The organism is Streptosporangium sp. DT93 (genome assembly GCF_049844535.1).
GTDB lineage: Bacteria > Actinomycetota > Actinomycetes > Streptosporangiales > Streptosporangiaceae > Streptosporangium.
The window spans coordinates 577,227-598,967 of record NZ_JBNCLF010000002.1 but is presented as its reverse complement, the minus strand read 5'-3'; the positions used below and the strand labels follow the sequence as shown (position 1 = coordinate 598,967).

At 69.9% G+C, this 21,741-nt stretch carries 16 protein-coding genes; 10 read left to right on the top strand and 6 right to left on the bottom strand.

Annotated features, from left to right (window positions below):
* From ACLQ2R_RS07825 to rfbH, 4 genes are all read right to left on the bottom strand, one after another.
* The coding region (locus ACLQ2R_RS07825; RefSeq protein WP_425958659.1) for a beta-ketoacyl synthase N-terminal-like domain-containing protein at positions 1-896 on the bottom strand (896 nt) is incomplete at its 3' end.
* Between the two features lie 34 nt (positions 897-930).
* Positions 931-5,592, bottom strand: a complete 4,662-nt coding sequence (locus ACLQ2R_RS07820) for a type I polyketide synthase (protein ID WP_425958658.1) — start codon at positions 5,590-5,592, stop codon at positions 931-933.
* 97 nt (positions 5,593-5,689) lie between these two features.
* Positions 5,690-6,547, bottom strand: a complete 858-nt coding sequence (locus tag ACLQ2R_RS07815) for a sugar phosphate isomerase/epimerase family protein (RefSeq protein ID WP_425958657.1) — start codon at positions 6,545-6,547, stop codon at positions 5,690-5,692.
* A gap of 111 nt (positions 6,548-6,658) precedes the next feature.
* Positions 6,659-7,978, bottom strand: coding sequence for a lipopolysaccharide biosynthesis protein RfbH (gene rfbH / locus ACLQ2R_RS07810; protein WP_425958656.1), 1,320 nt, complete (start codon positions 7,976-7,978; stop codon positions 6,659-6,661).
* Positions 7,979-8,298: 320 nt separating this feature from the next.
* Here rfbH and ACLQ2R_RS07805 point away from each other — a divergent pair, with 320 nt between their 5' ends.
* The 5 genes from ACLQ2R_RS07805 (at position 8,299) to ACLQ2R_RS07785 (ending at position 13,848) form a co-directional block, all read left to right on the top strand.
* Complete coding sequence (locus ACLQ2R_RS07805; protein WP_425958655.1) at positions 8,299-9,090, top strand: TetR/AcrR family transcriptional regulator; 792 nt, start codon at positions 8,299-8,301, stop codon at positions 9,088-9,090.
* Positions 9,091-9,223: 133 nt separating this feature from the next.
* Positions 9,224-10,432 (top strand): macrolide family glycosyltransferase, encoded by a 1,209-nt coding sequence (locus ACLQ2R_RS07800; protein WP_425958654.1) that lies wholly within the window; start codon positions 9,224-9,226, stop codon positions 10,430-10,432.
* 180 nt (positions 10,433-10,612) lie between these two features.
* Positions 10,613-11,593 carry an ATP-binding cassette domain-containing protein gene (locus ACLQ2R_RS07795; protein ID WP_425958653.1) on the top strand — a complete coding sequence of 327 codons (981 nt, stop codon included), beginning with the start codon at positions 10,613-10,615 and terminating at the stop codon, positions 11,591-11,593.
* Entirely contained in the window at positions 11,590-12,429 is an 840-nt protein-coding gene (locus tag ACLQ2R_RS07790) for an ABC transporter permease (RefSeq protein WP_425958652.1), read from the top strand. The genes ACLQ2R_RS07795 and ACLQ2R_RS07790 overlap by 4 nt, the downstream gene beginning before the upstream one ends.
* Positions 12,430-12,582: 153 nt before the next feature.
* On the top strand, positions 12,583-13,848 hold the full coding sequence (locus ACLQ2R_RS07785; protein ID WP_425958651.1) for a DUF6365 family protein: 1,266 nt from the start codon (positions 12,583-12,585) through the stop codon (positions 13,846-13,848).
* Between the two features lie 132 nt (positions 13,849-13,980).
* Here the strand turns inward: ACLQ2R_RS07785 and ACLQ2R_RS07780 are convergent, their stop codons facing one another.
* Positions 13,981-15,090, bottom strand: coding sequence for a DegT/DnrJ/EryC1/StrS family aminotransferase (locus tag ACLQ2R_RS07780; protein ID WP_425958650.1), 1,110 nt, complete (start codon positions 15,088-15,090; stop codon positions 13,981-13,983).
* 153 nt (positions 15,091-15,243) lie between these two features.
* Between ACLQ2R_RS07780 and ACLQ2R_RS07775 the strand changes: the two genes are divergently transcribed.
* From ACLQ2R_RS07775 to ACLQ2R_RS07765, 3 genes are read left to right on the top strand one after another with little or no spacing between them, the layout of a single operon-like run.
* Positions 15,244-16,161 (top strand): putative sugar O-methyltransferase, encoded by a 918-nt coding sequence (locus tag ACLQ2R_RS07775; RefSeq protein ID WP_425958649.1) that lies wholly within the window; start codon positions 15,244-15,246, stop codon positions 16,159-16,161.
* Positions 16,158-16,772 (top strand): dTDP-4-dehydrorhamnose 3,5-epimerase family protein, encoded by a 615-nt coding sequence (locus ACLQ2R_RS07770; RefSeq protein WP_425958648.1) that lies wholly within the window; start codon positions 16,158-16,160, stop codon positions 16,770-16,772. The genes ACLQ2R_RS07775 and ACLQ2R_RS07770 overlap by 4 nt, the downstream gene beginning before the upstream one ends.
* Entirely contained in the window at positions 16,769-17,755 is a 987-nt protein-coding gene (locus ACLQ2R_RS07765; RefSeq protein WP_425958647.1) for an NAD-dependent epimerase/dehydratase family protein, read from the top strand. The genes ACLQ2R_RS07770 and ACLQ2R_RS07765 overlap by 4 nt, the downstream gene beginning before the upstream one ends.
* Here ACLQ2R_RS07765 and ACLQ2R_RS07760 read toward each other — a convergent pair.
* Positions 17,740-18,960 carry a methyltransferase domain-containing protein gene (locus ACLQ2R_RS07760; protein ID WP_425958646.1) on the bottom strand — a complete coding sequence of 407 codons (1,221 nt, stop codon included), beginning with the start codon at positions 18,958-18,960 and terminating at the stop codon, positions 17,740-17,742. The two genes, ACLQ2R_RS07765 and ACLQ2R_RS07760, sit on opposite strands and share 16 nt — an antisense overlap.
* Before the next feature lie 219 nt (positions 18,961-19,179).
* Between ACLQ2R_RS07760 and ACLQ2R_RS07755 the strand changes: the two genes are divergently transcribed.
* On the top strand, positions 19,180-20,664 hold the full coding sequence (locus tag ACLQ2R_RS07755) for an NDP-hexose 2,3-dehydratase family protein (RefSeq protein ID WP_425958645.1): 1,485 nt from the start codon (positions 19,180-19,182) through the stop codon (positions 20,662-20,664).
* A complete protein-coding gene (locus ACLQ2R_RS07750; RefSeq protein WP_425958644.1) occupies positions 20,661-21,650 on the top strand; it encodes a Gfo/Idh/MocA family protein in 990 nt (329 codons plus the stop codon). The genes ACLQ2R_RS07755 and ACLQ2R_RS07750 overlap by 4 nt, the downstream gene beginning before the upstream one ends.
* The last annotated feature ends 91 nt before the right edge of the window (positions 21,651-21,741 follow it).

Here is a 21,741-nt window from a genome sequence, read left to right as displayed (position 1 = left end):
TTCGACGCCCCATCCTGATTCACCGCCGAACCCCGAACCACCGCCAACACCCGATGACCACGACGACGAGCATCCGAGAGCCGCTCCACCAGCAACACCCCCACACCCTCACCCCAACCCGTCCCATCAGCCGCATCCGCGAACGACTTACACCGCCCGTCCGGAGCCAGACCGCTCTGCTTGCTGAAGGCCACGAAGGCGGCAGGCGTCGACATCACCATGACGCCGCCGACCAGCGCGAGGGTGCACTCCTTCTTGCGCAGCGACTGGCACGCCAGGTGCAGAGCCACCAGGGACGACGAGCAGGCGGTGTCCACCGTGACCGCCGGCCCCTCCAGGCCCAGGGTGTAGGCGACGCGGCCGGAGATCACCGCGGCCGCGGCCGCGGTGGACATGTACGCCTCGGCGACCTCGGGGGCTCGCAGGAGCAGGTCACCGTAATCCTGGATGCCCGACCCCATGAACACGCCGACGTTCTCGCCGCGCAACGAGTGCGGTGCGACTCCGGCGTGCTCGATCGCCTCCCAGGAGACTTCGAGGGCCAGGCGCTGCTGCGGGTCGGTCGCCACGGCCTCGCGCGGGGACATGTCGAAGAAGTTCGCGTCGAACCGTGGTGCGTCGTGCACGAAGCCACCGCGACGCACGTAACTGCCACCGGTCTCACCGGTGGTCCAGCCGCGGTCGGTGGGGAAGGCGGAGGTGGCGTCGACACCATCGGCCACGAGACGCCAGAGCTCGTCGGCGTTCGACACACCGCCGGGCAGCCGGCAGCTCATCCCGACGATCGCGATGGGCTCCTGGTCCTGGGCCTGTACCTCGTTCAGGCGCCGGCGGGTCTGATGCAGATCCGCGCTGACACGCTTGAGGTAGTCCAGGATTTTCTCGTCGTTCGCCATCCAAGCCTCACAGATGTTTCACGTCGTGATCGGGTCAGTTCAGCCCGAGTTCTTCGTCGATGAATGCCAGTACGTCGTCCGCGCTGGCGGCCTCCAGGCGGTCCTCCACGTCGGACGAGCCGCCGGACGAGCCGCCGGAGGTCAGCCGCTGTGCCAGTGCCTGCAGCCGGGCGGGGATGCGGTTGCGTTCGATGTCCTCGGGGGGCAGCCTGGCGACGGTCGCCTCCAGGCGATCGAGCTCGGCGAGTACCGGCTCCACCTGGACCCCGTCGCCGAACAGTTCGCTCCTGAGGTAGTCGGTCAGCGCGGTCGGGGTGGCGTGGTCGAACACCATCGTGGCGGGGAGCCGTCTGCCGACGTCCCGCGCGAGGGCGGTTCGCAGCTCCACCGACGTCACCGAGTCGAACCCGAGGTCCTGGAAGGGGCGTCTCGGTTCGACCGCGGAGGCGTCGTCGTATCCCATGAGCGCGGCGACGTGCCCGCGCACCAGTTCGAGCAGTGCCCTGTTCTGCTCCGCGGTGGACTTCCCGGCCAGGCCGGTGACCAGTGACCGGTCGGCCTGGGGTTCCGGCTCCCCGGTGGCCCGCAGCTCGGGGATCGCGTCGAGCAGCGGGCGCGGCCTGGCCAGGGTGTACGTGCCGGCGAAGCGCGGCCAGTCGAAGTCCGACACCACCACGTGGCTCTCCTCGTGGTCCAGGATCTGCCGCAGCATTCCGACGGCGGTTCGGGTGTCCATCGCGGGCACGCCGATGCGCCGCATGAACCCGGCGATCTCGTCGTCGACCATGCCGCTGTCCAACGGACCCCACGCGACCGCGGTCGCCGCCAGCCCGCGGGCCCGGCGCCGGTGCGCGAGGGCGTCGAGGAAGGCGTTCGCACCGGCGTAGGCCGCCTGGCCGGTGCTGCCCCACACCGCGGCGCCCGAGGAGAACAGCACGAACGCGTCGAGCGGCCGGTCACCGAGTAGTTCGTCGAGGTGCACGGCTCCGGTGACCTTGGCGCGTCCGATCTCGGCGAATTCCGCGAGGCCGGTCTCCGGCAGCGGCGTGTCCTGCTGTGCCACGCCGGCGGCGTGGACGACGGCTCTCAGCTCGGGCAGCGACCGGAGCAACCGGCCGACGGCGGCCCGGTCGCTCACGTCGCACGCGACGATCGTGACACGTGCGCCGAGCCGTGTGAGCTCCTCGGTCAGCTCGGTCATGCCGGGGGCGTCAGGGCCGCGGCGGCTCGTCAGCACGAGGTGCTCGGCACCGATGCTCGCCAGCCACCGGGCGACGTGCGCGCCGACGCCACCCGTCCCACCGGTGATCAGCGTCGTGCCGGTGGGACGCCAGGCGCGTTTGCGTGACGCGCCCGCCAGACCGGCGCGGACCAGTCGCCGGCCGAACACGCCCGCGTCGCGGACGGCGACCTGGTCCTCGCCGCCGGTCGAGGTCAGCACGTCGCACAACCGGCGCGCCGTCGTCTCGTCGAGGCGGGCGGGCACGTCGACGACGCCGCCCCAGAAGTCGGGGTGGTCCAGTGACACCACGACACCCGTGCCCCGCAGCGCCGCCTGGTGCGGGCTGGTCAGCCGGTCCTTGCCGTCCACGACCACCGCGCCGGAGGTGACGCACCAGAGTCGGGCGGGGACGGTGTCCGCCACCGCCTGGATCAGGGCGATCGTCGCGGCCTGGCCGGCGGACAGGCCCGGGTGGACGGGGTGCGGCCGGTCGTCGAGGGCGAGGAACGACAGGATCCCCTCGGGGGTGTGGGCCGTGAGGTGCCGTGCCAGCCCGGCGCGGTCGGGCTCGGTCACCTCGATCCGGACGATCTTGGCCCCTCGCGTGCCGAGCGCGTCGCCGACCGCCGAGATGCGCTCGTCGTCGGCGTGCCCGCCGGGTGCGAGCACCAGCCAGGTGCCGGTCGGCTCCGCCTGCGGCACCGAGGTGGTGATCGGCTCCCAGCCGATCCTGTACCGCCACGAGTCGGTCGCGTCGCTCACGGCGTCCGGCATGAGCCAGTGGTTCGTACGCTGGAAGGGATACGTGGGAAGGTCCACCGGCCGCGCGCCACGGCACGCGAAGACCGACTGCCAGTCCAGGGGCACGCCGGCGGCGAACAACCGGCCGGCCGCGGTCATCAGCGACTCGGCCTCGCCGTGGTCCTTCCGCTGGGCCGCGATCACGATGCCCGAGTCGCCGAGGACCTGCCGGGCCGGTCCGGTCAGCACCCCGTCCGGCCCGACCTCGACGAACCGGGTCACCCCCTGTTCGGCGAGGTGGCGGACGCCGTCGGCGAACCGTACCGTCTCCCGGACGTGCCGTACCCAGTACTCGGCGGAGCCGGTGTCGGCGGGCCTCCCGGTCACGGTGGAGACCAGGGGGATGGTGGGGGGCGTGAACCGGATCCCGTCCATCGCGGTGCGGAAGCCGGCGAGCATGGGCTCCATGAGCGGCGAGTGGAAGGCGTGGGAGACACGCAGCCGGGTGGACCTGCGGCCCGGCAGGGCGGCGAGGATCCGCTCGACGGCCGCCTCGGTGCCGGAGACGACCACGGAGTCCGGGCCGTTGACCGCGGCGATGTCGACCTGGTGTGCCGCTTCGCCCGGGTTCGAACCGGTGACCGCGGCGGCATCGGGCCGCCGCGAGGACGGGCCCTGGCCCGGCAGCAGGGCCAGCACCTCCTCTTCCGTGGCCTGGATCGCGACCATGATCCCGCCCTCGGGCAGCGCCTGCATCAGCCGTCCGCGCGCCGTCACGATCCGGCAGGCGTCGGCCAGCGAGAACACCCCGGCGACGTGCGCCGCCGCGATCTCGCCGATCGAGTGTCCCGCGACGTGGTCGGGCCGGACCCCCCACGACTCCAGCAGCCGGAACAGGGCCACCTCCACGGCGAACAGGCCCGCCTGGGTGAACTCCGTCCGGTTCAGCGCGGCCTCGTCGGACCAGATCACGTCACGGACGCGAGGGTCCATCAGGGACATGACGGCGTCGAACGCCTCGGCGAACACCGGGAAGATGTCGTGCAGTTCCCGGCCCATCCCGAGTCGCTGGGCGCCCTGTCCGGAGAACAGGAACGCCACCTTGCCCGCGCCCGCCGTTCCCGTCGACAGGCCGGCCGACGGCCGTCCTTCCATCAGCGCGGTCAGGCAGCGGGTGAAGTCCTCCGGTTTCGTTCCCACCAGGGCCGCGCGGTGTTCCAGGGCGGCCCGGGTCGTCGCGAGGGAGAATCCGACGTCCACCACGTCCAGGTCACCGGCGTGCGACAGGAGGTTGCGGGCCTGCTGCTTCAGGGCCGCCTCGCCGCGGGCCGCCAGGGGCCACACCACGGGCACGCCGGCCAGCACCGGGTCGGCCGGGGCGGGTGAGGCCTCCTGGGCGTCCTCGGCCTCCTCGATGATCACGTGGGCGTTGGTGCCGCTCACGCCGAAGGAGGAGATCGCGGCGCGGCGGGGCCGCGTGCCCCGCGGCCATTCCCGCTGCTCGGTCAGCAGGGAGACCGCTCCGGCCGACCAGTCGACCTCGGGTGTGGGCACGTCGATGTTCAGGCTCCGCGGCAGGATGCCGTGCCGCATGCCCTGCGTCATCTTGATGATTCCCGCGACGCCGGCCGCCGCCTGGGTGTGACCGATGTTCGACTTGATCGATCCCAGCCACAGGGGCCGGTCGCGGTCCTGGCCGTACGTCGCCAGCAGGGCCTGGGCCTCGATGGGGTCGCCGAGGGTCGTGCCGGTTCCGTGCGCCTCGACGGCGTCGACGTCGGACGGTCTCAGCCCGGCGTTCGCGAGCGCCTGGACGATGACGCGTTGCTGCGCGGGCCCGTTGGGCGCCATGAGGCCGTTGGAGGCACCGTCCTGGTTGATCGCCGAGCCGCGGACCACGGCGAGCACGGGGTGGCCGTTGCGGCGGGCGTCGGAGAGGCGCTCGAGCAGCAGCCAGCCGACGCCCTCGCCCCAGCCCGTGCCGTCCGCCGATCCCGCGAAGGACCTGCACCGGCCGTCGGGGGAGAGGGCGCGTTGCCCGCTGAACGCGATGAACGCCTCGGGGGTGGCCATGACCGTCACGCCTCCGGCCAGTGCCAGGGTGCTCTCCCCCGAGCGCAGTGACCGGGCGGCGAGGTGCAGGGCGACCAGCGACGAGGAGCAGGCGGTGTCCACGGTGACCGAGGGGCCTTCCAGGCCGAGCACGTAGGACACCCGGCCGGAGGCGATCGCGCCCGTGCTGCTGTTCTCGGGGTAGTCGTGGTAGACCATGCCGGCGAACACGGCGGTCCGGCTGCCCCTGAGGGACGTCGGGTCGATCCGGGCGCGCTCGAGGGTCTCCCACGCGGTCTCCAGCAGGAGGCGCTGCTGCGGGTCGATCTCCCTGGCCTCGCGCGGGCCGATCGCGAAGAAGTCCGCGTCGAAGTGGCCGGCGTCGTGCAGGAAACCGCCGTGGCGGGTGTAGGTGCGGCCGGGTATTCCCGGTTCCGGGTCGTAGATCAGCGGGTTGTCCCACCCGCGGTCGTCCGGGAACGGCGTGATTCCCTCGCGCCCGTCGGCCACCATGTCCCACAGCTCGTCCGGGGAGGTGATGCCGCCGGGCAGCCGGCAGGTCATCGCGACGATCGCGATCGGCTCGCCGTCCCGCGCCTCCAGCTCACGCACGCGACGGCGGGCCTGCTTGAGCTCGGCCGTCGCCCGTTTCAGGTACTCGCGCAGCCTGTCGTCGTTCACCAACAACACCAACCAATCTCACGGCCGAGCCGCTCGCGCGCGCTGCCCGGCGCACGGCGACCACGCTGTCCTCGCGCACCGGGCAGGGGTCCGGCGGTCAGGATCGCGCGGCTTCCTTGAAGACGTTCACCGCGGCCAGCGTGCGCCGCACGTTCTCCGCCGCCGAGAGTTCGCGCAGTTCCTCCGACATCACCTCGACCGAGATGCGCACGTCGGCTCCCTTGGCGTCCAGCGCGTTCACCAGCCGGACGAGGTCGAAGTCGCCCTCGCCGGGCAGCAGGTTGCGGTTCAGGGCGTCGTCCATCCTGGACACGGCGGGCTCGGCGGGGCCGTCGCGCAGTTCGAGGCCCATGACGTACTCGACGGGGATCTTCTCCAGCGCGGCCCAGGCGTCCGGGTCGCGGAAGAAGTGCCAGCCGTCGACGACCATGCCGCCGTTGGGCCGGCCCGCCGCCACGATCATGTCAACGGTGTCGTTGTAGTCGAAGCCCGGATTCACCGACTGGGTCTCGAACGCGATCTCCAGGCCGTGCTCGGCGGCGCGGTCGCAGATTCCGGCGAAACGCTCGACGAGCAGGTCGCGCGGGGGCATCTCGGTCGGTGTCATGATGACCGTCTTCACGCGCGGGATGCCGAAACGCACGGCGAGGTCGTAGACGTGGTCCTCGCGTTCGCGCGCCATCCGCCCGTAGTCGCCGCCGAAGTGCCAGCCGTAGAGAATCTGCAGCTCGCCGATCGTGACGTCGTGCTCGTCCAGCACGCCCTGGAGCTCGTCGGCCGAGCGGGTGGCCAGCAGCTGGTCGAACTCGTCGGCGTCGAACCCGATCCCGATGACGTCCTCGTGGCCGAGCGCGGCGATCCGCTCGTCGAACGTGTAGCGCGGTGGCTCGCCGAAAGGTGCGCCGAGCATGTGCAGGTACGTGAAGAACACGCCCTCCTGGTCCAACAGGCCCACAGTCGTCTCCTATTCGGCGGAAATCAGGTAATGCTCTTTGTCAGCACCGATTCAAGCCAGCGCGGTGCGGGCGGACCACAGGGCTCGCCCCCTAACAGCGGCGCCTGTCCCCTATCCGTCCCACCTGGCGAGGAACTCCTGGACGGACGACACCATGTAGGCGGTCATCTCCTCGGTGATGCCCGGGTAGACGCCGATCCAGAAGGTCCGCTCGGTGATCACGTCGCAGTTCGTCAGCTCGCCGGAGACGCGGAACTCCCGGCCGAGGTAGGCCGGTTGCCTGGTCAGGTTGCCGGCGAACAGCAGCCTGGTGCCGATCTGCCGTTCTTCGAGGAAGTTCACCATGTCCTGCCGGGTGAACGGCGCCTCCTCACGCACCGTGAGCGCGAACCCGAACCAGCTAGGGTCGCTGTCCGGCGTCGGTTCGGGCAGCAGCAGCGCCTTGGCGCCGTCCAGGCCGGCCCGCAGCTGGCGCCAGTTGCGGCGGCGCGCGGCCGAGAAGTCGTGCAGTTTGCCCAGTTGCGACAGCGCCAGCGCGGCCTGCAGGTCGGTCGTCTTCAGGTTGTAGCCGACGTGCGAGAAGATGTACTTGTGGTCGTAGCCGTAGGGCAGGTCGCCGAGCTTGTACGAGAACCGCTTGCGGCAGGTGTCGGTCTCGCCGGGCTCGCACCAGCAGTCGCGGCCCCAGTCCCGCAGGGACTCGACCTGTCGCGCCAGCACCAGGTTGTCGGTCAGCACGCATCCGCCCTCACCGCTGGTGATGTGGTGGGCCGGGTAGAAGCTGACGGTGCTCAGGTCGCCGAACCCGCCGGTCTGCGTGCCCCTGTAGGTGGATCCGACCCCGTCGCAGTTGTCCTCGACGAAGAACATGTCGCGTTCGGCCGCCAGCTCGGCGACCTCGGCCACCTCGAAGGGGTTGCCGAGCGCGTGCGCGATCATGATCGCCCGCGTGCGCGGGCCGATCGCGTCGGCGACCCGTTGCACCGTCGTGTTGTACGTGCCGAGTTCGACGTCCACGAACACCGGGGTGAGGCCGCACTGCAGGATGGGGTTGACCGTGGTGGGGAACCCCGCCGCGACCGTGATCACCTCGTCGCCGGGGCGCAGCCGCGAGTCCTCCAGCGCGGGGGACATCAGCGCGCTCAGTGCCAGCAGGTTCGCCGAGGACCCCGAATTGGTCAGGTGCGCCTTGCGCAGGCCCAGGGTCCGGGCGAACGCCGACTCGAACTTCCGGGAATACGCGCCCGCGGCGATGCGCATTTCCAGCGCGGCCTCCACCAGTGCCGCGCGGTCGTTCTCGTCGAGCACCGCGCCGGACGGCCAGATCGGGGTGATGCCGGGCCGGAAAACGACGTCCTGACGCTTGGTCTTGTCGTAGTCGTGAACGAGTTCCAGAATTCGCGCCCTGGTTTCCGCAGATTCGTCAGACATCACCACTCCATGGCACGATCGGAAATGTGAGCGAACGTCAAAGAAGTGTGAGAAAAGCCGGTTTCCTCGTCGCGGCCTTTCGTGATTTTCACACTAGCGACGGCGAAGATCGCCGCCACCCCTACCCGGCCCCAGACTTGCCGCCGGTGCCCGATCGTGCGCCGGCCGGGCGTCCCGGTGCACGCCAACGGCCCTCTCCCGCTACCTCTGAGCGGCCGCGTCCGTTACTGTTCCGGGTGAAGGACGGGCGGCCGCCGGGCAAACGTGCCGCCAGGCGTCAGGGCGCCCGGAGTATCTTTCGCCATTACATACAAGTACAATTGGCGGGCACCTACCGGCTCATGCAGGGAAAAGTGAAAGCGATGGACGAAGCAGGGGGAAGTGGCCTGCCCGCGATTCTGGAAGCCGCGTGGGGCGTCCGGCCGCGTTCCGGTAAACGTCGCCAGCCCGCTTTGAGTCTGGAAAGCGTCGTCGAGGCCGCCGTGCGGGTCGCCGCGTCGGAGGGCCTCGCCGCGGTGTCCATGAACCGGGTCGCCACCGAGCTCGACGCGTCCGCCATGTCGCTCTACCGCTACGTGGCCGGCAAGGACGAACTGCTGGTCCTGATGGCCGACACCGCCTACCGCACCTCCCCCTCGCCTCGCGAGCCCGGGGACGCCTGGCGCGACGGGCTGTCGCGGTGGGCCTGGGACCTGCACCGGATGCTGCGGCAGCACACGTGGGTGCTGAAGATCCCGATCTCCGGGCCCCCGGCGACGCCCCGCATGGTGGCCTGGGTGGAACACGGCCTGAGCTGTCTCGCCGACACGGGACTCGCAGAGACGGAGAAGCTGTCGGTGATGATGCTGCTGAACGGTTTCGTGCGCAGCGAGGCGACGGTGTTCGCCGACTTCAGCGAGTCCTACACGCAGGCGGGCGCCACCTCGCAGGAGGCGATGTCGTTCTACAGCTCACTGCTCGGGAAACTGGCCGACCCGGAGCGGTTCCCGGCCTTCCATGCCGCGTTGTCGGCGGGCGGTTACGATGTGGAGGGCGGCGAGCACGACGAATTCGTTTTCGGCCTCGATCGCATTCTCGACGGTATCGAGAAATTGATCGAATCGCGTTCCTGACATTCGTGCCTCGCGTGCACTTCAGGGGTTGATAGGGGTATCGGCTCGTTTTCCGGTGAACTTATGGTCGCCCTCACAAGTCACGCGTTCCACGATGGACGGGAGTCGCCCGGTGCCGCAGCACATCCTTTTCATGAGCCTGCCCGATCGCGGTCACCTGTTTCCCCACCTGGCCGTGGTGCGGGAGCTCGTGAACAGGGGGAACCGGGTCACGTTCGTCACCGCCCCGAGCATGACCGACCTGGTGGCCGCCTCCGGAGCGCGGATGCTGCCGTACGAGTCGCACTACGAGGGCATCGACGACAAGGTCGGCGTGGCCAACGACGACGGCGGGTCGGGCATGATGACGCTGGGTGTGGCCGAGTGCGCGTCGATGCTGAGGGCGATCGAGTCCGACTTCGGCGACGATCGCCCCGACCTGGTGGTCTACGACTTCGCGGTGTCACCGGGCGGCCGCGTCCTCGAACGCAAGTGGGGCCTGCCGGCGATCCAGGTCTATCCGGTGTTCGCCCAGAACGAGCACTACTCGTTCGCCGACTCGCTGATGGAGACCGCCGAGGAGCGGCACGCCGGGGACGAGCCGCCCGACCTGGACGACTGGATGTCCTCGCCGGAGATGAGGGAGTGGGTGCGGGCCGTCGAGGACCTGCTCGCCGCGCACGGCGTCGACACGGACTTCCAGGAACTCATGCTGCCCGTCCAGGACCTCACGATGGTGTACGTGCCGCGGGAGTTCCAGCCGTACGGCGAGACCTTCGACGAGCGCTTCGAGTTCGTCGGGCCCTGCATGCAGGACCGCACCTTCCTGGGGACGTGGGAGCCGCCGAAGACCGATCTGCCGGTGGTCCTGGTGTCGATGGGCACGGTGTTCAACGAGCTGCCCGACTTCTTCAGGACCGCCGTCCGCGCGTTCACCGGCGCTCCCCTGCACGTCGTGATGACCGTCGGCGGCGGCTTCGACCCGGCCGACCTCGGGCCGCTGCCCGACAACATCGAGGTGCACCGGTGGGTCTCGCACCTGGGGGTCCTGGAGCACGCGCGCGCGTTCGTGACGCACGCCGGGATGAGCAGCGTGACGGACGCGTTGAGCGCGGGCTGCCCGGTCGTGGCCGTGCCGGTCAGCCCGATGGAGCGGTCGACCGGCAGGCGGGTCGCGCAGCTGGGCATCGGCCGCCTGCTGCTGCCCGACGCGCTGGACGCCGGCAGCCTGCGGGAGACCGTGCTGGAGGTCGTGGCGGACGAGGCCACGCACAAGAACGCGGCCGAGATGAGAGCGCACACCGCCGCCGCCGGAGGCACCGGGCGCGCGGCCGATGTGATCGAGAACCGCCGCGGCCACTGAGCCGCGAGCAGCCGGCAGTGTCGAGCCGCCCCACCGTTCCTCGGGGGGCGGCTCGATGTTTGACCAGCGTGTTCGCCGTTTGTGTATTCCATATTGTCTGCGCGTGCACCTTACGCTTAAGCTATACGCACACTGGCCGGAGAGCGGCTGACAACAGGGAGCGAAGAGGGGAGCAGGATCTTGGCTGCGACCGGATCGGCGATCATCGCCGAGAACATCTGCAAGCGGTACGGCGAGGTGAGGGCGCTCAACGGCTTCAGCCTGACGGTGCCGGCCGGTGTGGTGTACGGCCTGCTCGGACCGAACGGTTCGGGCAAGACGACGGCGGTCAAGGCGCTGACCACACTGTCGAGGTTCGACAGCGGCAGCGCCGTCGTCGCCGGTTTCGACGTGGTGCGCCAGCCGGAGATGGTGCGCACCCGCATCGGGCTGACCGGCCAGTACGCGGCCGTGGACGAGTTGCTCACCGGCTGGGAGAACCTGGTCATGTTCGGCAGGCTGTACAACTTCGCCCCGCGGGACGCCAGGAAGCGCGCCGACGACCTGCTCGCCCAGTTCGATCTGGTCGAGGCCGGCAAGCGCCCGGTGGGACAGTACTCGGGCGGCATGCGGCGCCGGCTGGACCTGGCGCTGAGCCTGATCCAGGCGCCCGAGGTGCTCTTCCTGGACGAGCCGACCACCGGCCTGGACCCCAAGAGCCGTAACCAGGTGTGGAACGCCGTGCGCGACCTGGTCGCCGGTGGCACCACCGTGCTGCTGACCACGCAGTACCTGGAGGAGGCCGACCAGCTGGCGTACCGGATCGCGGTCATCGACGCGGGCGTCGTGATCGCGGACGGCACGGCCGACGAGCTCAAGTCGCGCACCGGCGGCGACCAGATCACCGTGGTCGTGCGCGACGCGCGCGACCTGGCGCCGGCGACGGCCATCATCGGGCGGATCAGCGGCTCGGAGCCGCAGGTGTCGGAGGCGGAACGGCGGATCAGCGCACCGGCCGCCGACCGGATCGCCACGCTCACCGATGTCGTCCGCACGCTGTCGGACGCGAACATCACCGCCGAGGACATCAGCGTCCGCCGGCCCACCCTGGACGAGGCGTTCCTCGCACTGACCGGGCGCCGTACCACTTCGACCGCGGAACCAGAGGGGGTTTTGCGATGAGCGTGGCGACCACGCGTCCGCCCGTCGTGCCCGTCCGTCCTCAGCCGGGACGGTTGCGCAAGGCCGTCTCCGACGGGCTGGTGCTCACCAAGCGCAATCTCGTGCACAACGTGCGCGAGCCGATCGAGCCGTTGCTGGCGCTCATGGTCCCGATCATGCTGGTGCTGTTGTTCGGTTACGCGTTCGGCGAGGCCATGTCCGTACCGGGCAACGGGAACTACCGCGAGTTCCTGATCGCCGGCATCTTCGTGATGGTGCTGTCCTACGGGACCGCGTCGACGGCGCAGGGCGTCGCGCGGGACACCGACAAGGCGGTGTTCGGCCGGTTCCGGTCGATGCCGATGGCGCCCTCGGCGCTGCTGGTCGGCCGCGCCCTGTCCGACATGCTCAGGGCGATTCCGGAGATGCTCCTGGTCGGCGTCGTCGGCCTGCTGATCGGCTGGCGGTGGCACAGCGACCTCGGTGACGTGCTCACCGCGTTCGGGCTGCTGCTGCTGCTGCGCCTGACGCTGATCTGGGTCGGGATGCTGCTCGGCATGGCGGTCCCCGCGGAGGCGGTCACGGCCATCGTCTATCCGCTGATGATGCCGCTGACGTTCATCTCCAGCACGTTCGTCGCGCCGTCGATGATGCCGAGCTGGCTCGGCGCCATCGCCGAGTGGAACCCGCTGTCGTCGGTGGTGAACGCCATCAGGGACCTGTTCGGCAATCCCGGCGTCGGCGGGGACAGCTGGATCGCGCAGAACTACATGCTGATGGCCGTCGTGTGGCCGCTGATCCTGCTGGTGCTGTCCGTTCCGCTGGCCGTCAGGAGGCTGAAGAGGATCACCATCTGACCGGTCCCCGCCGCGAAGGCCGTGAGCGCCGATGCGCTGCTCACGGCCTTCGTTCTGGGGGGGCGTAGGGGTGGGGAGCGCAACGACCCCGCGTCTAGGTTCGAGCACGTATCCCGGGGGATTTTCCTTCCCGCGACGGCCTTTGGGAGAACCATGCGCCTGCTCTACATCTCTCTGACCTCCTCGGAATCCGGCGAGGTGATGATCGCGCTGAACTTCGCCAGGCAGCTCGCCGGCGAGGACGTGCGGCACCACTTCGTCGTCCCGCCGAACCTGGCCGCCAAGGTCGCCGAGAACGGTCACCCGTACACGGTGCTCGACCCGGCCGTCGGCGCCGGCGCCCGTGGCCTGTTCGACGACGTGATCAACCAGGTGAGGCCGGACCTGATCATCGTGGCCGACTACTTCACCCACATGGTCTTCTTCGACTACCACCTGGAGGGCGAGCACGGGCTGGACCCCTGGTTCATCATGGACTACGGGATCCCGGTGCTCCCGATCGACATCTGGGAGTGGGAGAACACCGACTTCTCCCTCGACATCACCGCCGGTCTGGCCCTGCCCATGGACAAACGCATCCTGGACATGCCGATGCACCTGCGGCCGGTGCCGACCGGGAAGCCGACGGCGAGCGGAGCCGGCTACCCGTACCTGCTGACCAAGGAGACCGACAGGCTCTCCGCGCGCAGACGCGCCGAGGTGCGGGCCGGGCTGAGCGTGTCCGGCTCCGACAGGCTGCTGGTGGTCCCGATCTCCAACTGGCAGCAGCCCGAGGAGTCGCACCCCACGGTCGGCCGCATGGCCCGCCGCGTACCGGATCTGATCGCCCACTACCTGCGCCGGTTGCCCGCGCAGACCCGGTTCGTCTTCGTCGGCAGCGTTCCGGACTCGATCTCCGCGCTGCCCGCGGAACAGACGAGGATCCTGCCGCACCAGAGCGCGGAGGACTACTCGGCGCTGCTGGGCGCCTGCGACGGCACGCTGGTGCTGAACCCGCCGGCCACGACGCTGGTCCGGGCGTTGCTCGCCGACCTGCCGGGGATGTTCGTGACCAACGGTCTCCCGGTGGAGGACGAGAAGGACCTGGAGAGGGCGGACCGGGAACTGGGCGGGCTGAGCCCGAAGGTGCGGGAGTGGATCACGACCAGCATGCCGGTGCCCCGCTTCCGCGAGTGGCCGATGTCGTTCCACACCTTCATGGAGCCGCTGCTCTCCGGCAACCCGTACCTGGACGCCGTGGCGCACAACGAGATCCTGGACGAGCGGGCGGTGGTGGAGGGGCTGACGGCACTGCTGTACGACGCCCCCACCCAGGAGAGGCTGGCCGCGGCGCGGGCGACGTACCTGGAGCGGATCGCCCAGGTGCCGGACGCGGCGGAGGCGGTCGCGGAGGCCGCCCGGCGGTTCAACATCTCCTGACGACCGGGCCCGTGCGACCGGCCCTCTCGGGCGGTCGCACGGGCCTCGTCGCGGGGAGATGTCAGAAGGCGGGACCACCGGGCGAGCGGTGGCGGGCCGGGTGGCGGGCCGGCCCTCCCGGGCCTCGTGGGGTCAGAGCGATTCCAGAACGGTTCGCAGGGCGTCGATCACGCGGTTCTGGGTGTCCTCGTCGAGGGACGCGTACATCGGCAGCGAGAAGATCTGGTCGGCCAGTGCCTCGGTGACCGGGAAATCACCGGGACCGTAGCCGAGATGAGCAAATCCCTTCATGATATGAATCGGCCAGCGATAGCTGATGTTAAGTGAGACGTCGTGCTCCTGCATTCGTCGTAGAATTTCGTCGCGGAGGGGATGGCGCACCACGTAGAGGTAGTACACGTGGTCGTTTCCCTCCGCGGTACGGGGCAGGACCAGATCCGTGTCCCCCAGCGCGGCCGCGTACCTGTCCGCTATCTCCTTCCGGGAATTCAGGTATCCGGGGAGTCTCGTCAGTTTTCTGCGCAGGATCTCCGCGTGGACGTCGTCCAGCCGGCTGTTGTAGCCCGGGGTCTCCTCCACGTAGTAGCGGGTCTCCATCCCGTAGTAGCGCAGCCTGCGCAGCCGGGCGTTCACCTCGTCGTCGGAGGTGATCACCGCTCCGCCGTCGCCGTAGGCTCCCAGCACCTTCGTCGGGTAGAAGGAGAAGGCCGCCGCCCTGCCCATCGTCCCCGCCTGCTCGCCGTGGTGGTGTGCGCCGTGGGCCTGCGCGCAGTCCTCCAGGACGGGTATCCCGTGCCTGGTCGCCAGGTCCTTCAGGGGCGCCATGTTCACGCACTGCCCGTACAGGTGGACGGGCAGGAGGCAGCGGGTCCTCTCCGTGATCACCTCCGCGACCTTCGCCGTGTCCATCAGGTAGTCGTCCTCGCGGACGTCCACGAACACCGGTGTCGCACCGACCTGGTCTATCGCGATGATCGTCGGGGCGGCCGTGTTCGGCACCGTCACCACCTCGTCGCCGTGCCCGACACCGAGCGCCCGCAGCGCCAGCACCAGCGCGTTCGTGCCGTTGTCGCAACTCACGCAGTGAGGGACGCCGTGGTGGTCGGCGTATTCCCGTTCGAATCCCTGGACACTGGCGCCGAGTATGAGCTGACCGGAGCGGAAAACAGTGTCGACCGCATCCAGAATATCCGCTCTTTCAACCTCGTACTCCCGGCGGTAGTCCCACACAAAAGTGGTCATCAGCGCGCTTCTCCCTTCTGACGCGGCATGACAACACTATGCCGCATCGCATCGGGTCAACCCCTGCCGGACGGCGTCTATCTTCCGCGGAACGCCCCCTATGTCGCACCCCCGTCCTTGTTCGCCGGCGCGCGGCGACCATAACTTGTCGCCATGACGGAAAATCCGGTAAATGGTCGCAGTGCGCTTTGGGAACATATAAACAACAACCACGTCACCCGCGATTCCGCCGACGATCTGTCCACTTTCAAGTCAAGCGCGGTTAATTACAAGCTGGCGTTGTGGAATCCCGAGGTGAACGGGGTCCGCTACCTCAAGGCGCTGACCTACAACCTGGGGCGCCAGCTCACCCCCGACAACCTGACGCGGCTGCGCCGGATCGGCAACCGGGAGATCGGAGCCCCGTTCTCGGTCCGGGTGCACGGCGAGAGGGTCTGCATGGACTACCTGCAGGCCGTGTATGAGCTGGAGTTCATCGGCGCGCGGGTCGATCTGGACGGTGCCGCCGTGCTGGAGATCGGCGCCGGCTACGGCCGCACGTGCCACGCGCTGCTGTCCAACCACGACCTGGCCTCGTACCACATCGTCGATCTGCAGAACTCGCTCGAACTTGCGCGCTCCTACCTCAAGGCCGCTCTGACCGCGGAACAGTTCGCCAGGGTGGTCTTCGTCCCTGCGGGCCGTCCCGAACTGCTTCCCGGCAGCGGCTTCGACCTGTGCCTGAACATCGACTCGTTCGCCGAGATGGACGCCGGCACGGTGCACGACTACCTGGCGCTGATCGACAGGCTGTGCCGGTACTTCTACGTCAAGAACCCGGTCGGCAAGTACCTCGACAGGGGCCTGGACGGCCACGCCGAGGGAGAGCACGTGGTGAGACTGGCACTCGCCACCGGCCTGCTCACCGACGTCATCGACATCCACGACAGTGACCAGGTCGAGGCCATGGCCCGCGCGTTCGTCGCCGTGTACCGGCCGGCCGACCGGTGGCGTCCCGTGGCCGACGCCTGGGGCGTGCCGTGGAGTTACTACTGGCAGGCGCTGTACCACAACGAGGAACCGGGCCGATGACCACCATGCGGGCACGCGAGCTCGCCGTGGCGGGCGCGTACGAGTTCACCCCACCGTCCTTCGCGGACGAGCGGGGTGTCTTCGTCTCTCCCCACCACCACGACGACTTCGTCGCGGCCGTCGGGCACCCGCTGTTCCCGGTGGCGCAGAGCAGCTACAGCAGCTCGCGCCGAGGCGTGGTGCGCGGGGTCCACTTCGCCCTCACCCCCCCGGGGGTCGCCAAGTACGTGTACTGCCCGCGCGGACAGGTGCTCGACATGGTGGTCGACACCCGGGTGGGCTCGCCCACGTACGGCCGGTTCGACGCGGTCGTGCTCGACCAGGACGACCGCCGGGCGTTGTACTTCCCCGTCGGCGTGGGGCACGCGTTCGTCTCCCTGGAGGACGACTCGGTGGTGCACTACCTGCTGTCCGGCGTGTACGTGCCGGAGAACGAGCTCGCGATATCGGCGCTGGACCCCGCCCTGGACCTTCCCGTCCCCCGCGACGTCACACCGATCCTGTCCGAGCGCGACCGCGTCGCCCCCACCCTGGCCGAGGCGGCCGCTCGCGGCCTGCTGCCCGACTACGCCGCGTGCCGGCAGATCGAGAAAGAGCTGCGATCCCGATGAGAATCGTTGTCCTCGGCGCGTCAGGTTTCCTCGGATCGGCGATCGTGGGCAGGCTGTCCACCCGGCACGTCGCGCTGCGCGCGGTCGCCAGGCGCGCGACCGCCACCCCCGCCCGCCCGACGGCGGAGATCGAGGTACGCCGGGCGGACCTGACGGTCCCCGGTGACCTCGCCGGCGTGGTCGCCGACGCCGACGCGATCGTGCACCTGCCCCTCTACGACAGCGGCGCCTCGTGGCGTGTCGAGGAGGGCGACGAGGCAGGCCTGCGGGTGAACGTGGGCATCGCCGAGAACCTCGTCGGCCTCCTGCGCGAGGCGGGTCGCGAGGTTCCGCCGGTGCTCCTCTTCGCGGGGTCGACGTCGCAGGTGGGCCTCCCCCGCACCGGCCGGATCGACGGCGGCGAGGTGGACGCCCCGGTGACCGAGTACGACCGGCAGAAGCTCGCCGCGGAGCGGGCGTTCATGACCGCCACCGCCGAAGGCGTGGTCCGGGCCGTCAGCCTCAGGCTGCCGACGCTGTTCGGGCACAGCCCGATGTCGGCGAACACGGACCGGGGCGTCGTGGTGACGATGATCCGCAGGGCGCTCGCCGGGGAACCGCTGACCGTGTGGGGCGACGGATCGGTCACCAGGGACCTGCTCCACGTCGGCGACGCCGCCGAGGCGTTCGTCGCGGCGCTGGACCACGCGCACGCGCTCGCGGGACGGCACTGGCTCGTCGGGTCCGGCCGGTCGATCGGTCTCACCGATCTGTTCACCGAGATCGCCGCGGCCGTCGCGGCCCACACCGGCCGCCCGCCGGTGCCGGTCGTGTCCGTCGCGCCGGCCGGCCGCGCGACCGAGGCGGACTTCCACTGCTTCGACATCGACCCGTCGGCGTTCCGGCGGCTCACCGGCTGGCGGCCGCGGGCGGGGCTCGGCGAGGCGCTGCGGCGCACGGTCGCGGCGCTCGCCGAGCCGGCCTTCACTCACTCGACGACGTGAACCTCGGGGACGTACAGGATCCAGCGCCCGCCACCGTCCCGGAACGCCGGCTCCTTGGCGATGATCTCCTCCGCGTGGTTCCACGCGAACAGTAACGCGTAGTCCGGGTACGGCTCGGCGAACTCGCCCGACGGGACCACCGGGATGTGCGAACCGGGCGCCAGCCTGCCCTGCTTGGCCGGCGTCGAGTCGCAGATCTTCGACACCAGGTCCGGCCCGATGCCGCAGTAGTTCGTCACGGTGGCGCTCTTGGCGGTCGCACCGTAGGCGACCACCCTCCCGCCCCGGTCCTTCAGGTCCTTCAGCAGCGCGACGAGATCGTCGCGGATCCCCGCCACGCCGGCGGCGAACCCGTCCAGCGTCTCCCGCGTGACCAGGCCGCGCGCCTCCTCCTCGGCCAGGAGCTCGGCCACGGCGGCCGTCGGCACGCGCGCCTCCGGACGGGCGATCGAGTACCGCACCTCGCCGCCGTGCACGCCGAGCCGCCGCACGTCGACGAGGTCGAAGCCGTACCTGCGCGCCGCGGCGCGGACCGAGGTCGCGGTGAAGAAGTAGAAGTGCTCGTCGTAGATCTGGTCGAAGGAGCGCCGCTCGACGATGTCGCCCCAGTAGGGGTCCTCGAACACGAACACGCCGTCCGGCTTGAGCAGCGCGTCGACGCCGAGGAAGATCGACTCCAGATAGGGGATGTGGCAGATGGTGTTGGCGGAGAAGATCACGTCGGCCGGGCCGTGCTCGTCGCGGACGGCGCGCGCGGTCGAGTCCTCGAAGAACTCGGTGAGTACCCGGACGCCCTTGCTCCTGGCCACCTCCCCGACCCCGGCCGACGGTTCCACGCCGAGGTGGCGCACGCCGGCCTCGTGGACCGCGCTCAGCATCACGCCGTCGTTGCAGCCGATCTCCACGATGAACGGGTCGTCCCCGCTCAGCTCGGTCTCAAGGAACTCCTGCGCGGTCCGCCCGAAGTGCTCGCGCATCAGCGCGGACCCCGACGAGTGGTAGGGGTAGTCCGCGTGGAACATCCGGTCGCGTGGAACCTCCTCGACCAGCTGCACCATGGCGCACGACTCGCAGGCTCCCACCGCGAGCCGGAAGAAGTACTCCTCAGAGGTGTCATCCGGCTTCCGGAACGCATCCGACAGGGGCTGTCGCCCGAAGTCGACGAACTCGCGAACGGACGCCCCGCATATCCGACAGGTCAGCATGCCAGGGAACGTAACCCGCGCGTCCCGCCGAGCCAACCCCTGAGCATCCGGCGTTCCTGCACTCCTCGCACCCCCTGTTCCCCGCTGGGGCAGGCCGTGGCCCGTAGGGGGTGTTCGCGGTTGTCGGCCGTTCACGGCGGTTCATAGGTTGATGATGCTCTCGGCCGACGTGGACATCCACCGGCCCGCTGCCCGGATGACGCGAGGGAGGACAGGATCGTGACCGAGCTGACAGCCCGTCCGGACGTGTTGCTGCGCACCAGGGACCACGCCCTGCCGATCCGGATCGCCCAGTCGGCGCTCGCCGACGAGGGCTCGATGATGAGCATCGCCGAGTTCCGCACGTGGTTCGGCGACCGTAACCGCGACGATCCCTCGACCACCCGCAAGATCCCGTTCGACGAGCTGGCCGGCTGGAGCGTCCAGCCGGGCACCGGCAATCTCGTGCACGACAGCGGGAAGTTCTTCGTCATCGAGGGCCTTCGGGTGAGGACCCGGCAGGGCCCGGTCGGCGAGTGGTCGCAGCCGATCATCAACCAGCCGGAGATCGGCATCCTGGGCATCCTGATCAAGGAGTTCGACGGCGTCCTGCACTGCCTGATGCAGTCCAAGATGGAGCCGGGCAACTGCAACGGGCTCCAGCTCTCCCCCACGGTGCAGGCCACGTGGAGCAACTACACCCGTGTCCACAAGGGCAGCCCGGTCCCGTACCTGGACTACTTCGTCGACGCCGACCGCCACCGCGTGGTCACGGACGTGCTGCAGTCCGAGCAGGGGTCGTGGTTCTACCGCAAACGCAACCGCAACATGATCGTCGAGGTCACCGAGGACGTCGAGCTGCTGGACGGGTTCTGCTGGCTGACCATCGGCCAGCTGCACCGGCTGCTGTCGATGGACGACATGATCAACATGGACTCCCGCACGGTGCTGTCCTGCCTGCCGTTCTCCGGTTCCGGCCTGGCCACGACCTTCCCCTTCAGCGCCGACCCGTTCCGGTCCGCGCTGATGCGGTCGGTCAGCGAGGACCACGGCGCCCTGCACACCAACAGGCAGATCCTCAGCTGGATCACCGAGTCGCGCACCCGGTACGAGATCCGGACCGACCGCATCGACCTCGCCGCGGTGGAGGGGTGGAGGCGGACGGAGGATCGGATCTCCCACGAGGACGGCCGGTACTTCGACATCATCGCGGTGGACGTGCGGGCCCACGGCCGCGAGGTCGGCGGCTGGACCCAGCCGATGATCGAGCCGCACCGCATAGGCGTGATCGCCTTCGTCATCAAGGAGATCTCCGGTGTGCTGCACGTCCTGGTCAACGCCCGGGTCGAGGCCGGCTACCTCGACGTGGTCGAGCTGGCGCCCACCGTGCAGTGCACCCCCGAGAACTACGAGCACCTGCCGGAAGAGGCCCTCCCGCCGTTCCTGACCGAGGTGCTGACCGCGCCGCCCTCCCGGATCAGGTTCGACTCCGTGCACTCGGAGGAGGGCGGCCGGTTCTATCACGCCCGCAACCGGTACATGGCCGTGGAGGCGCCACCGGGCATCGACCTGAAGGTTCCCCCGGGGTTCCGGTGGATGACGCTGCACCAGCTCGTCAGCCTGATGCAGCACAGCCACTACGTGAACGTGCAGGCACGCAACCTGACCGCGTGCATGTACAGCCTGGCGGGCGGGTCCGGCGGCACCAGGGACACGGATCGATGAGCCCGCTGCGTGTCGGGGTGCTCGGCGCGTCGGCGATCGGCTGGCGCCGGATGCTGCCGGCCATGCGCGACAACCCGGCCACGACGCTGGCCGCGATCGCCAGCCGCAGCGCCGAGAAGGCGGCCACGTTCGCCGCCGAGTTCGGCTGCGAGGCCGTGGTCGGGTACGAGAAGCTGCTCTCGCGTCAGGACATCGACGCCGTCTACGTCCCCCTTCCCAACGCGTTGCACTACGAGTGGACCCGTGCGGCGCTGGAGAGCGGCAAGCACGTCCTGGCCGAGAAACCCCTCGCCACGACGGTCAAGGAGACCGTCGAGCTGACCGCCGCGGCCGCCGTGCGCGGCCTGGTGCTGCGGGAGAACTTCGCCTTCGTCCACCACGGCCAGCACCGGCGGGCGCGGGAGCTGGCCGGGGACGGCCGGATCGGGCGGCTGCGGCACTTCACCAGCTCGTTCTGCTTCCCGCCGCTGCCGGCGACCGACGTCCGGTACCGGGCCGAACTGGGCGGCGGGGCGCTGCTGGACGTGGGGGTGTACCCGGTCCGCGCGATGCAGTACTTCCTCGGTGACGACCTGACGGTGGTCGGAGCGGTGCTGCGGCGGGACCCGGTGTCCGGGGTGGACGTCTCCGGCAGCGCCGTCGCCGCCTCCGCGGACGGCGTGATCGCCACCGTGAACTTCGGTTTCGAGCACGCTTTCGGCTCCAGCTACCAGCTGTGGGGAAGCTCCGGGCAGCTCACCGTGGAGCGGGCGTTCACCCCGCCCGCGTGGTTCGTGCCGACGCTGCGCGTCGTCTCGCAGAACCACGTCGAGGAGATCGCGCTGCCGGCGGAGCACCAGTACAGCGCGTCCGCGGGCGCGTTCGCCGCCGCGGTCGCCGTGGCGCGGCAGAAGGGCCACGACCCGGGCCACCGGTCCTGGGCACGGACGGCCGTCCGCACGGCCGAGCTGGTCGAGCAGATCCGCGAGATCGCCCACCGGGTCTGACCCGCGTGGCGAGGGGGCCCCTCGGCCTTCCGGGCCTCTCGCGGAGGGCGGGGGACGTCCACGGCGGGCCCCGCCCCTCCGGGACGCGCGA